Annotated in this window: 11 protein-coding genes and 1 rRNA gene; 8 read left to right on the top strand and 4 right to left on the bottom strand. The window is 62.0% G+C overall.

Annotated elements, in window-relative coordinates:
• The first annotated feature begins 2 nt into the window (after positions 1-2).
• Positions 3-117: ribosomal RNA gene (gene rrf, locus VJ897_RS09625) — 5S ribosomal RNA — on the top strand.
• Positions 118-267: 150 nt separating this feature from the next.
• Here rrf and VJ897_RS09620 read toward each other — a convergent pair.
• Positions 268-741 carry a PRC-barrel domain-containing protein gene (locus tag VJ897_RS09620; protein WP_292288142.1) on the bottom strand — a complete coding sequence of 158 codons (474 nt, stop codon included), beginning with the start codon at positions 739-741 and terminating at the stop codon, positions 268-270.
• Positions 742-981: 240 nt separating this feature from the next.
• Here VJ897_RS09620 and VJ897_RS09615 point away from each other — a divergent pair, with 240 nt between their 5' ends.
• The 4 genes from VJ897_RS09615 to VJ897_RS09600 all read left to right on the top strand — a co-directional run bounded on the left by VJ897_RS09615 (position 982) and on the right by VJ897_RS09600 (position 4,269).
• Positions 982-1,503, top strand: a complete 522-nt coding sequence (locus VJ897_RS09615) for an acyloxyacyl hydrolase (protein ID WP_324055389.1) — start codon at positions 982-984, stop codon at positions 1,501-1,503.
• 413 nt (positions 1,504-1,916) lie between these two features.
• Positions 1,917-2,819 (top strand): 2-dehydro-3-deoxygalactonokinase, encoded by a 903-nt coding sequence (locus VJ897_RS09610; protein WP_324055388.1) that lies wholly within the window; start codon positions 1,917-1,919, stop codon positions 2,817-2,819.
• Positions 2,816-3,424 (top strand): 2-dehydro-3-deoxy-6-phosphogalactonate aldolase, encoded by a 609-nt coding sequence (locus VJ897_RS09605; protein ID WP_324055387.1) that lies wholly within the window; start codon positions 2,816-2,818, stop codon positions 3,422-3,424. Before VJ897_RS09610 ends, VJ897_RS09605 begins: the two co-directional genes overlap by 4 nt.
• Entirely contained in the window at positions 3,424-4,269 is an 846-nt protein-coding gene (locus VJ897_RS09600; RefSeq protein WP_324055386.1) for an SMP-30/gluconolactonase/LRE family protein, read from the top strand. The genes VJ897_RS09605 and VJ897_RS09600 overlap by 1 nt, the downstream gene beginning before the upstream one ends.
• Before the next feature lie 137 nt (positions 4,270-4,406).
• Here the strand turns inward: VJ897_RS09600 and VJ897_RS09595 are convergent, their stop codons facing one another.
• From VJ897_RS09595 to VJ897_RS09585, 3 genes are read right to left on the bottom strand one after another with little or no spacing between them, the layout of a single operon-like run.
• Positions 4,407-5,375, bottom strand: a complete 969-nt coding sequence (locus VJ897_RS09595; RefSeq protein ID WP_292288137.1) for a glucokinase — start codon at positions 5,373-5,375, stop codon at positions 4,407-4,409.
• Position 5,376: 1 nt separating this feature from the next.
• Positions 5,377-6,705: a GH1 family beta-glucosidase gene (locus tag VJ897_RS09590; RefSeq protein WP_292288136.1), complete on the bottom strand. Its 1,329-nt coding sequence runs from the start codon at positions 6,703-6,705 to the stop codon at positions 5,377-5,379.
• An 11-nt stretch (positions 6,706-6,716) separates the two neighbouring features.
• Positions 6,717-7,742: a substrate-binding domain-containing protein gene (locus tag VJ897_RS09585; protein ID WP_292288135.1), complete on the bottom strand. Its 1,026-nt coding sequence runs from the start codon at positions 7,740-7,742 to the stop codon at positions 6,717-6,719.
• Positions 7,743-7,982: 240 nt separating this feature from the next.
• On the opposite strand from VJ897_RS09585, the gene VJ897_RS09580 reads away from it, so the two are divergent.
• The 3 genes from VJ897_RS09580 (at position 7,983) to VJ897_RS09570 (ending at position 11,734) form a co-directional block, all read left to right on the top strand.
• Positions 7,983-9,251 carry an ABC transporter substrate-binding protein gene (locus VJ897_RS09580; RefSeq protein ID WP_324055385.1) on the top strand — a complete coding sequence of 423 codons (1,269 nt, stop codon included), beginning with the start codon at positions 7,983-7,985 and terminating at the stop codon, positions 9,249-9,251.
• A 99-nt stretch (positions 9,252-9,350) separates the two neighbouring features.
• Positions 9,351-10,583 (top strand): carbohydrate ABC transporter permease, encoded by a 1,233-nt coding sequence (locus tag VJ897_RS09575; protein ID WP_324055384.1) that lies wholly within the window; start codon positions 9,351-9,353, stop codon positions 10,581-10,583.
• Complete coding sequence (locus tag VJ897_RS09570) at positions 10,583-11,734, top strand: carbohydrate ABC transporter permease (RefSeq protein WP_324055383.1); 1,152 nt, start codon at positions 10,583-10,585, stop codon at positions 11,732-11,734. Before VJ897_RS09575 ends, VJ897_RS09570 begins: the two co-directional genes overlap by 1 nt.
• The last annotated feature ends 27 nt before the right edge of the window (positions 11,735-11,761 follow it).

Below are 11,761 nucleotides of genomic sequence, written 5' to 3'. Positions count from 1 at the left end.
GGTTTGGTGGTCATAGCGTGAGCAAAACACCCGGTCCCATTCCGAACCCGGCCGTTAAGTGCCACCGCGCCAATGGTACTGCGACTCAAGTCGTGGGAGAGTAGGTCACCGCCAAACCTAGTAAAAACCACAGTATCTCTCTGATGCATTGTCTTGGGTTTGGTGACTATCCATTTCCGGTAATAAACTCGCACGGACCGTCGAGACGGCAGGACCATTGGTCCACCGCCTCCGCTTTGGGACCGGGGCATTCAACGCAACCAGCGGTCAGTTACCGGTGCCAGTGGTACCGACGCCGGTTCCTGTTGTGCCGGTGGTGCCCGTGCCGACGCCGGTTCCAGGGTCAGCCTGGGGAGCTGGTGCGGACTCCCGTTCGCGGAAGCTGTATTCCGGCGCATCCTCGGCCTCTTCCCGGGTGATTCCGAGCGTGACTTCGTTGGCATCGTAGTTGAGTTCCAGCTCCGACCATTCGACCGCGATTTCCTTTGCGCCGAAGCCGAGGAAACCGCCGACAGAGACGACAGCCGCGTTGACCAAGCCTTCTTCCGAATTCAGGATCAGATCCTCGATGGAGCCGATCATTTCACCACTGGGCGTATAGACCCTCGCGCCAAGCACCCAGTCACCGCGGACCTCCGCCGTGTCCTGGTTTTCGACAATCACGTTTTCCGGGTCCTGGGCGATGGCCATGTGCATGAAGAGCGGTGTGGCGATGGTCGAGATCAGTAATGTCCTGAACATGTGGATGTCCTTTCTTGCTCATGTTGAGGACCACGTCCCTGACAGGTCGGGCTGTTTGTGTTTGCTCACCTACCAGGCGTGCTCCTTGGGTGAAAAACGAAGAATGTGTTGCACGTTTCGGGGCAGACAGGGTGGTCAGCAGGAACCTGCCGCAACAGGAGGATCAGGTCTGGCTGGACTTCGCACTGGATTTGACCCAAGTGTTGGTAATTACTGCGTCAGAGCAAAGGGATGGAGTTGATGGCAGACGGAACCTTCGCAGCACTGCTGTTCGTTCTTGGCATGACCGACATGGGCATGAACCATTGCGGCACTGCCTCGGGCTGTCTGGGCTCATCCGACAGCAAGCCGCGGCTTTCAATTTCGGGCGGCGAGTTCCTCGAACGGCGGGCCGATCCGGCGGCGGAACTGTATCTGCGCTATGATCTTGGCCGCACCTATGGTCCCTTCGGCACCGCTGCGGGTCTGTCTGTCGCGGAAGAGGGCGAAACATGGGTCGGAGCCGGTGCGACATATTCATTGCCGCTTGGGCAGACCGGGGCCTATGCCGAATTGCATGCCATGCCCGGGCTTTATTTCGACAATGGCGGTTTCGATCTGGGCGGGACGGTGGCATTCCGCTCCGGCCTGGAGCTGGGCTACGAGACCCGAAATGGCTGGCGCTTGGCGGTGAGCTATGATCATCGCTCCAACGCGGGCCTTTACGCGGAAAATCCCGGCATTGAGACGGTGCAGTTCAAGGTGTCTGTGCCCTTGAAGTGAAGGACCGCCCGGCGTCTGTGTGCAAGTGGACCGCAAACGGCCTTCGACAGAGAACCCGGCCTTCAGCGCTTATCAGCGCGAAGGCGCCTCATCTTTGGTCTGCAAGTGAGGCAAGTGATCGCCCGGATGTTTGATCCGCTCGACGCGTAAGTCGGTTGTCCGGGCGGTGGTTGATGAAGACATGAAACACGTCTACCACGCTGCCATGAGGGATCCGCACCCAAACACTGACCTGAAATCGCGGCAGATTCCAAGCCTCGTGGCCAATCCTGGGCTGCGCAGTGCGATAAGTTCAATGATTTTGCGAGACTGAAGAAGGCGTCCCGAATGACATCTCACGCGACATTTCATTATTTCGAGGAACCGGGTTTGTTGAATGCCGAACGCATGATCACCGGCCAGGCAGTGGCGGCATGACCGATTGGCTGGCGGTTGATTGGGGCACGTCCCACCTGCGCGTCTGGGGGATGTCGAAGGGCGGCACGGTCGAGGCACGCAAAACCAGCGATGCCGGGATGGGCCGCCTCGCGCGTGACGGATTCGAACCGGCATTGCTCGATCTTGCCGGCGACATGCTGGGTGCTGGAAACACCCCGATAATCGTCTGCGGCATGGCTGGATCGCGGCAGGGGTGGGCCGAGGCGAAATATGTCGCCATACCCTGCGCGCCGCCGGGCATAGACCGTGCGACCCGTGTCTCGACCAACGACCCGCGCTTGTCCGTGCACATTCTGCCGGGTGTCAAGCAGACCAATCCCGCGGACGTGATGCGCGGCGAGGAAACCCAGATCGCGGGCTTTCTCGCGCTCAATCCGAAATTCGATGGCGTGATCTGCCTGCCCGGAACGCACAGCAAGTGGGTGCACATCAGCGCAGGCGAGATCGTCAGCTTCCGCACGTTCATGACCGGGGAGATGTTCGGCTGGCTGTCGTCACAATCGATTCTGCGCCACTCCGTGGCCGCCCAAGGCTGGGATGCGGATGCATTTGCCCAGGCGGTTGCCGACACGCTGTCGCGCCCTGCGGAAATGGCGGCCAAGCTGTTTTCCCTGCGGGCCGAAGGGTTGTTGAATGACCTTGATCAGCATGTTGCCCGCGCGCGCCTGTCCGGTCTTGTGATCGGGGCGGAGCTTGCGGCTGCGAGGCCCTATTGGCTGGGTCAGCATGTCGCCCTGATCGGAGAGGACGCGGTTTGCAAACCTTACGCAGATGCGCTGTCCGCGCAGGGACTGCCGGTGGAGCGCACCAATACAGAACGCATGACGCTGGAAGGGCTGAAGGCGGCCTTCAAGACAAACAGGCGGGAAACACCATGAAAAATCGCAAGATCATAGCAATCCTGCGCGGGATCACACCGGATGAGGCCGTGCCGATCACCGAAGCCTTGCTGGAGGCCGGTATCGACCGGATAGAGGTTCCGCTCAATTCGCCCGATCCCTTCACGTCGATCAAGCGGATGGTCGATGCCTTTGGCCAGACAGCCGTGATCGGCGCCGGCACGGTCCTGAGCCCTGACGACGTGCAGCGCCTGCACAGGATCGGCGCGGGGATGGTGGTGTCGCCCGATTGCAACCCGCGTGTGATCGTGGCGACCAAGCAACTGGGCCTGCAGAGCTATCCCGGCGTTATGACGCCAACGGAGTGCTTTACCGCCTTGCGCAACGGCGCCGATGGTCTGAAGCTGTTTCCCGGTTCGCTGATCGGCCCGGACGGTCTCAAGGCGATCAAGGCGGTTTTGCCCGAGGGTACAGAGACCTATGCGGTGGGCGGCGCAGGCCCCGCAAATTTTGCCGACTGGTTCGCGGCGGGTGTGGATGGGTTCGGCATCGGGTCGGCGCTTTACAAACCGGGCGCTACTGTTGACGATATCACGGCCCGCGCGCAAGACATCGTCGCGGCCTACGACGAAGGATCCACCTGATGTCCAGAATTTTCAGTTCGACAAAATGCACATTGGGCGAGGGGCCGCTCTGGCACCCCGTGGAACAGGTGCTCTACTGGTTCGATATCATCGGCAAACGGCTTTACCGCAGCGACGGGACCAACGAACAAAGCTGGGATTTCGACGAATACGTGTCCGCCGCAGGCTGGATCGACAGCGGCCAGCTTCTGATCGCCAGCGAAACCGCGCTTTCGGTGTTTGACACCGCCTCGGGCGAAAGCAGCTTTGTGCATCCGCTCGAATTCGACAATCCCGTGACCCGGTCGAATGATGGCCGCGCCGACCCGTGGGGCGGGTTCTGGATCGGGACGATGGGCAAGAACGCCGAGCCGGGGGCGGGGGCGATCTATCGCTATTACGACGGTGCGCTGACCAGGCTTTTCGACAAGATCACGATTTCCAACGCGATTTGTTTTGCCCCGGACCACCGACACGCGTTCTATACGGACACGGTCAAGCGCAAGATCCTGTGCGTGGCGCTGGACGACGACGGGTTCCCGGCCGGCAAGCCGGATCTTTTCACCGATCTGAGCGCTGAAGGGTTGAACCCCGATGGCGCGGTCGTGGATGCGGATGGCAACCTCTGGGTGGCGCAATGGGGCGCCGCGCGGGTGGCTTGCTACGGCCCTGACGGAGGGTTCCTGCGCGCCATAGATGTGCCGGGAGAGCAGGCCAGTTGTCCGGCCTTCGGCGGGGCTGACCTGTCAATGCTTTACATCACAACCGCGGCAGAAGGGCTTGATCCCGCTGGAAAAAGCGATGGAATGACCTTTGCGGCACCCTCTGGCACCAAGGGACAGAAAGAGCATCGGGTCATTCTGTGAAACGCAGGCGCGGCACATGCCAGTGTCCCGAAACACTGGCGCCGCGAGACCCGGGATGAAGACGCGGATCGCATGGCCGCGCTTGGGCTGACATGGATCCGCATCGGCGACATCGCCTGCGGTTCGCCGGTCAGACCCTAGCCGATCAGCTCTTGCAAATGCGCGGCAGACCCCGACAGGGCGGCGTAATCATCTTCGACCAGGTGGACCGGGAACTGGTCCATGAACTCCGAGAACCGACCCTTGTCCTGAAACGCCGCGCGGAAGCCCAGCCGGTGCAGATGCGGTGCGAAATGTCGGGCGACGCCGCCACACAGGTAGATGCCACCGAAAGGCAAATGCACCAGCGTCAGGTTCCCCGCGGCACGGCCGAGCATGCGGATGAACACGCGCGCGGCCTCTTCCGCGATTTCGCTGGAGCCATCATTGACCGCCTGCATGATCCCGCCGGCATCCAGTGAGGCATCCATACCCGCCGCGTCGCACAGCCATTCGTAGACGCGTTCGAAGCCGCGCCCAGACAACACATCCTCGAACCCGGGGGTGCCATGTTTGCGCGCGATCCATTCCAACAGGCGCAGTTCATCCTCGGTTTGCGCAGGCAGTGACACGTGCCCGGCTTCCGAGGGGGGCACCAGCGTGCGTTCACCCAGCCGGTAAACGGCCGCCGCGTTCATCCCGGTGCCGATGCCGATCACCAGTCGCGCGGCCCGGTCGCCGGCGGGTTGGCCGGGGAGAACCGTCCGGATCACTTCGGGTCGCAGCACGTCGAGCGCATGTCCCTGCGCTTGCAGATCGTTGAGAACCGCAACTGTCCCGGCCCCGGTCGCCGCCGAAACCGAGGCGCGGTCGATGGTCCAGCTGAGATTGGTCAATTCGCCCACCCCGTCGCGCACCGGCCCTGCCATTGCGACACAGGCGGCATCCGGCACCACGTCGAACTGCTCAAGGTAGCTGCGCAGCACGGACAGGAGATCGGGATGTTCCGCATTCCGAAAGCGCCGGATCGTGTCGCTGCGCACGGCGGCGCCGTCGGTCAGGGCGACACGGGTATTGGTGCCGCCAAGATCGGCGACCAGGGCAGTCAGGGTCGAGGATGTGGTCATGTCAGGTCCCGGTCAGCGCGGATTTCAGCGCGTGATACGAGGATTTGGGAGTGCGGTCCAGCGTGTCGAAATCCACATGCACCAGCCCGAAGCGTTTGTCATACCCAAGCGCCCATTCGTAATTGTCCATCAGCGACCAGATGAAATAGCCCTTGACCGGTGCCCCCTTGGCCATCGCGCGCTGTACCGCGGCAACGTGGCTGTCGAGATAGTCGATCCGGTGCGGATCCTGCACGCTGCCCCGTTCGATCACGTCCGGGGCCGCCATGCCGTTTTCGGTCACGTAAAGCGGCAGGTCGCCGGTGTAGTCCCGCGCCGTGCGGGTCAGGAAATCGCACAGGCCGTCCGGGTAAATCTCCCAGCCCATGTAGGTTTTGGGCAATGGGCCTTCGACCTCTTCATGGCTGGGCCAGGGGCCGTCATTCGGCGCGATGATCTTGCGGGTGTAGTAATTGATCCCGCACCAGTCGAGCGGGCTCTGGATCACGCCGAAATCATCCTGCCAGCCCTTGGGCATATGTGGCTCCAACCCCTCCATCACGTTTTCGGGGTATCGGCCCTTGAACACGCCGGACAGGAAGAAATGGTTGTAGTATCCGTCATAGAGCGCCGCCGCCTTCTGCGCCGCGTCACTGTCATCCACCGGAGTGGCCCACTCCATGTTGAACACGCCGCCCAGGTTGGTCATGCCCAACCCGCGCATCACCTGGATGGCGGTGCCATGCGCCTTGAGAACATGATGCATCGCATGCGCCGTTGCGCGGATGTCACGCAGGCCCGGCGCGTGGTGGCCCAGAAAATGCGACAGCCAGCCGACGCACCACGGCTCGTTGATTGGGGCCACGGAAAACATCCGGTCGCCGATGCGGCCCATGATCACCTCGGTGAATTCGGCAAACCATTCGGGCATGTCCGGGTTGCGCCAGCCGCCCAGATCGGCCAGCGCCACGGGCAGTTCCCAGTGATAAAGCGTCGCGCAAGGCTTCAGGCCGCGCTGCAGCATCGCGTCGGTCAGCCGGTCGTAGAAATCCAGTCCCTCGGGATTGGGGGTGCCGCGCCCTTCGGGCAGCACCCGCGCCCAGCTTGTGGAAAAGCGGTAGGCGTCCAGCCCGGCTGCCTGGACCAGATCGAGATCCGCCTCGAACCTTTGGTAGTGATCGCAGGCCCGATCGCCGGTCTCTGCACGCACCACGTTGCCCGGTGTGGCGGCGAAACTGTCCCAGTGGGTCCGGCCAGCGCCACCGAACGCGTGGCCTTCGATCTGGTAGCTGGACGTGGCGGTGCCAAAGATGAAGTCGTCAGGAAAGTCCTGCCGTGAGAAGGTCAACATTGCAATGTCCTTTAGGTTGCAGCAGGGCCGGTCGAGCGCCCGATGATCAGCTCCGCCTCCAGCAGCCGCGTCCTTGGTCCTGATTGCGGGGCGGCGATCAGCGACAGCAGCATGTCCGCCGCGAGCGACCCGGCCGAACGCACCGATGACCGCAGCGCGGTGAAGATCGGCACGTCATCGCCGTTTTCCAGATAGCTCAATGCGTCGTCATGGGTGACGATCGACACGTCCCGGGCCAGCACCAGCCCGGCTTCATGTACCGCGCGCCGTACCCCCATCGCGGTGATGATCGAGGAACACACGAACGCCGTGGGTCTGTCTTCGCGGTCCAGCATGTCCCGGGCGCTGCGGTAGCCGAAAATCTCGGTCATTTCTTCGCTGCGCATCAGGTCCGGCTCTACCGACAGGGCATTGTTGCGCAGGGCGTTTTCGTAACCGGTGCGGCGCCGGAATGCGAAATCCATATGCTCCAGGCCGTTCAGAAGCGCGATCCGGCGGTGGCCCAGTTCGATCAGCAATTGCGTCCCGCGTTCGAACGCGCCGCGATTGTTCACGTCGATCCAGGAATAGGGCTGGTTCACATCCGTCGAGCGCCCATGCACCACGAAGGGCAGGCCAATCCGCGACAGCAGCGAAATGCGCGGGTCGTTGATCACCGGTCCGTGAACGATGATACCGTCCACGTTCCCGCGCGCCTTGATGTCGTGATAAACCCGAGAAACCTCGTTGTCGGGCACGCGGGTCAGGATCATGTCATAGCCGGCGCGCGCATAGCTGTCGCCGGCACCGGCGATGAAATCGCCGAAGACCGGATTGACCATCTCGTGCTGGTTGGACACCGGTATGACATGGCCGATGGCAAGCGCACGTCCCGTGGCCAGCCCCTTGGCCCGGGTGTTCGGGCGATAATTCAGGTCCTGCGCAGCCTTCAAGATCCTGTTTCGGGTGTGTTCGCTGACCTCTGGATACCCGTTCAACGCACGGCTCACCGTGGTCTGGGATAGTTTCAGATGCTTCGAGAGTTGTTTGAGATTCACGGTTATTTGCCCAAAGCGCTTTGAATTTTCGCCCTCAGTTAGACATAAATCGGTGGCCTGTAAAAGCCCTTTTGCGCGGGTGAACTTGCTGCAAAGCAGCAATAAAAACGGAATTATCCGCGTATGTTCAGATTGACAGGTCAGGGCAAATCGGGGAGCGTGACGTATCCAAAGCGCTTTGGAGTGATTCTGAAGCACTGGAGAATTTCGCGCCAACACGCGCAACTCGGGAGGTTATTCATGAAACAGACACTCACGTCGGGCGTCGCCATTGCAGCCGTGTTTGCCGGTGCCGCCAGCGCCGAAGACCTGACAGTGTTCGGTCCTTGGCTCGGTCCGGACCAGGAACTGGTCGAGGCGGTCCTGTCCGATTTCGCTGATAAATCGGGGCACGCTGTCAGCTATGTCGGGTCCGACAGTTTCGAGCAGCAGATCGTGGTCGATGCCGAGGCAGGCTCTGCCCCCAATATCGCGGTCTTTCCGCAGCCGGGTCTGGCAGCCGATCTTGCATCGCGCGGGTTTCTGACGCCGCTCAAGGACGGGACGGGCGACTGGATCAAGGAAAACTATGCCGCCGGCCAGTCCTGGGTCGATCTGGGCACCTATGCCGGCCCCGACGGGCAAGCGGACCTCTACGGCTTCTTTTACAAGGTCGATGTGAAATCGCTGGTCTGGTATTCGCCCGAGAATTTCGAGGACGCGGGCTATGACGTGCCCGAAACGATGGAAGATCTCAAGGCGCTCACGGACCAGATGGTGGCCGATGGCGAAACGCCGTGGTGCATTGGCCTGGGTTCGGGTGGCGCAACCGGCTGGCCCGCCACCGACTGGGTCGAGGACATGATGCTGCGCACGCAGTCGCCGTCCGTCTATGACCAGTGGGTTTCCAACGAGATTCCCTTCGACTCCGAGCCGGTCGTGAACGCGATCGAGGAGTTCGGCTACTTCGCGCGCAACGACGACTATGTTGCCGGTGGAGCCGATGCCGTGGCCTCGACCGACTTCCGCGACAGCCCCAAGGGACTGTTTGACGCGCCGCCGCAGTGCTACATGCACCGCCAGGCCTCCTTCATCCCCGCGTTCTTCCCCGAGGGGACGGAGGTCGGTCTCGACGCCGATTTCTTCTACTTCCCCGCTTACGAGGAAGAGGACCTGGGCACCCCGGTCCTGGGTGCTGGCACCATGTGGTCCATCACCAACGAGAACGAGGCGGCCCATGACCTGATGGCGTTTCTTCAGACCCCTGAAGCCCACGAGATCTGGATGGGGCTTGGTGGCTTCCTGACGCCGCACACCGGCGTGGATACCTCGACCTTTGCGGATCCCACCCTGGCCAAGATGAACGACATCCTGCTCGAGGCGACCACCTTCCGCTTCGACGCTTCCGACCTGATGCCGGGCGGTGTCGGTGCCGGGTCCTTCTGGACCGGCATGGTCGACTACGCCGGCGGTGCGGACGCCGAGGACGTCGCCTCGGAAATCCAGGACAGCTGGGACTCGCTCAAGTAAGCGGCGTCGCCCGGATCGAAAGAACGGATGGCCCGGCCTCGCGCCGGGCCGTCCCCAGCAAGACCGGAACGCCGTGACAGGCGCGTCAGGGAGGGGCACATGTCACCAGCACTACAGGGACTCATCACGATCCTGATCGGGGTCGGCGGCTGCCTGGGATACTTCTATTTTTCCAATCAGCTGCTCGACAAGGTCATCTTTCCGGCCAAGGGGCCGAAGGCGGGCCACAACATCAACCGCGCCAACCAGGTGCGGCCCTGGCTGTTCTTGCTACCCGCGATGGTCTTCCTCAGTCTTTATCTTCTTTATCCCGTGGTCGAAACACTGCGTCTGTCCCTGACGGACCGTGACCAGGATGGTGGCTTCGTGGGCCTGGCAAACTATCAGCAGATGTTCGGCGAGACCAAGTTCTGGGAAGCCATGCGCAACAACATGCTTTGGCTATTCGTGGTGCCCGCGGCGTCGACTGCCTTCGGCCTTCTGGCCGCGCAGCTGACCGACCGGATCAAGTGGGGCGCCATCGCCAAGTCGCTGATCTTCATGCCCATGGCGATTTCCTTCGTCGGCGCCTCGGTCATCTTCCGCCTGATCTACGTGGCCCGTCCCGCGGACCAGGCCCAGATCGGTGTGCTCAACGCCCTGTGGCTTCAATTCGACGGCGGCGTGGGCAGCTTTTTCGCGCTCAAGGTGCTGCCGGCCATCATTTTGCTGAGCTTCGCGGCCATGGTGGCCTACGTGGGCTACATCCTGCTCAAGCCCTTTCTTGGACAGGGGTCCTCCTACAGCAGGTTCGGATCGGTCCTGCGGATGGTCGGGCTTGCGGGGGCCGCTTACCTTGTCGTCACCTCGCTTTGGCAGGTGGTCGAGATCTTCAGCATGCAGCTGCCCTACGGCGAGCCGCAGCAATGGCTGACGATCCCCTTCTACAACAACTTCTTCCTGATGATCGTGCTGATCTGGATCCAGACCGGCTTTGCCATGGTGATCCTCTCGGCCGCTTTGCGTGGCATCCCGGAGGAAACCGTCGAGGCCGCCATCGTCGACGGTGCGAACCCCTTCGAGGTCTTCTTCCAGATCAAGGTGCCGCAGATCATGGGCACCATCGTCGTGGTCTGGACCACGATCACGCTGGTCGTTCTCAAGATCTTCGACATCGTCTTCGCCATGACAAACGGCCAGTGGGAAACCCAGGTCCTTGCCAACTACATGTTCGACAAGCTGTTCCGGGCAAATGATTGGGGCGTCGGTTCGGCCAGCGCCATCGTCATCATGCTGCTGGTCTCGCCCATCCTGGTCTGGAACGTCTACAACGCCCGCAAGGAGATGCGCTGATGGACAATATCGCCGGAACAAAGTCGAGCCTGACCTGGGCGGTGCACCTGGCAACGCTGGCGCTGGTCCTGCTCTGGCTCTTTCCCACGCTGGGCCTGTTCATCTCCTCCTTCAGGACCGTGGACCAGATCAACACCTCCGGCTGGTGGGCTTCGATGTCGGCCTCGGAGCAAAGCGAGGTGCTGCGCGCCGACAGCCCCGACGAGAACCGCGTCGCCGACGGCGACATGTACATTGTCAACGGCAATCTCTTCGAGGCCGGGTCCGAGAAAGTCATCAGCACCTGGGGCACGTCCTCGCGTGACATCTCGGCCTACCAGGCCGGCGAAACCGCCGATATGGGCGAGGGCGAGACAATGACCGTCGCCGAGAACGGCGACTACATCTGGCGTGGCACAGAAGACCAGATCTCGGGTCGCGGCCAGCGGGTTTTTGTCACCGCGAAGGCGCCGCCGGAATTCACGCTGGCCAACTACGAACAGGTCCTGCTGTCCGGCGATAGCACCGACAGCATGGCCAAGGCGTTCTTCAACACGCTGACCGTGACGATTCCGGCCACGATCATCCCGATCGTGGTGGCGGCCTTCGCGGCCTATGCGCTGGCCTGGATGGACTTTCCGGGCCGCGCGCTCTTGATCGCCATGGTCGTGGGTCTGCTGGTCGTGCCGCTTCAGTTGGCGCTGATCCCGCTCTTGCGGCTGCACCTGGGGATCGGGATCGGCAAGGGCTACCTGGGGGTCTGGCTGGCCCATACCGCCTTTGGCCTGCCGTTGGCGATCTACCTCTTGCGAAACTACATGGTGGGTTTGCCGCGTGACATCATCGAAAACGCCCGGGTGGACGGCGCGACGGAATTCCAGATCTTCACGAAGATCATTCTGCCGCTGTCCTTTCCCGCTCTGGCCTCTTTCGCCATCTTCCAGTTCCTCTGGACCTGGAACGACCTGCTGGTGGCCAAGGTGTTCCTGATCGACGCCAGTGGCGATACCACGGTCATGACCAACCAGATCGTCGAGCTTCTGGGCACCCGCGGCGGCAATTGGGAAATCCTCGCGACGGCGGCCTTCGTGTCGATCGCGGTGCCGCTGGTGGTGTTCTTCGCAATGCAAAAATACCTCGTGCGGGGGATGCTGGCCGGCTCGGTCAAGTAAGCCCCACAGGTCAACAAGGAAAGACAA

Source organism: Salibaculum sp. (assembly GCF_035270045.1).
In the GTDB taxonomy this organism is placed as follows: Bacteria; Pseudomonadota; Alphaproteobacteria; order Rhodobacterales; family Rhodobacteraceae; genus Salibaculum.
The sequence above is the reverse complement of the archived record's forward strand: the minus strand, read 5'-3'. Positions and strand labels throughout refer to the sequence as shown.

Coding starts and splice junctions, on each gene's coding strand:
- VJ897_RS09620 (WP_292288142.1), bottom strand. CDS start 741: ATGTTCAGGACATTACTGATCTCGACCATCGCCACACCGCTCTTCATG.
- VJ897_RS09615 (WP_324055389.1), top strand. CDS start 982: ATGGCAGACGGAACCTTCGCAGCACTGCTGTTCGTTCTTGGCATGACC.
- VJ897_RS09610 (WP_324055388.1), top strand. CDS start 1,917: ATGACCGATTGGCTGGCGGTTGATTGGGGCACGTCCCACCTGCGCGTC.
- VJ897_RS09605 (WP_324055387.1), top strand. CDS start 2,816: ATGAAAAATCGCAAGATCATAGCAATCCTGCGCGGGATCACACCGGAT.
- VJ897_RS09600 (WP_324055386.1), top strand. CDS start 3,424: ATGTCCAGAATTTTCAGTTCGACAAAATGCACATTGGGCGAGGGGCCG.
- VJ897_RS09595 (WP_292288137.1), bottom strand. CDS start 5,375: ATGACCACATCCTCGACCCTGACTGCCCTGGTCGCCGATCTTGGCGGC.
- VJ897_RS09590 (WP_292288136.1), bottom strand. CDS start 6,705: ATGTTGACCTTCTCACGGCAGGACTTTCCTGACGACTTCATCTTTGGC.
- VJ897_RS09580 (WP_324055385.1), top strand. CDS start 7,983: ATGAAACAGACACTCACGTCGGGCGTCGCCATTGCAGCCGTGTTTGCC.
- VJ897_RS09575 (WP_324055384.1), top strand. CDS start 9,351: ATGTCACCAGCACTACAGGGACTCATCACGATCCTGATCGGGGTCGGC.
- VJ897_RS09570 (WP_324055383.1), top strand. CDS start 10,583: ATGGACAATATCGCCGGAACAAAGTCGAGCCTGACCTGGGCGGTGCAC.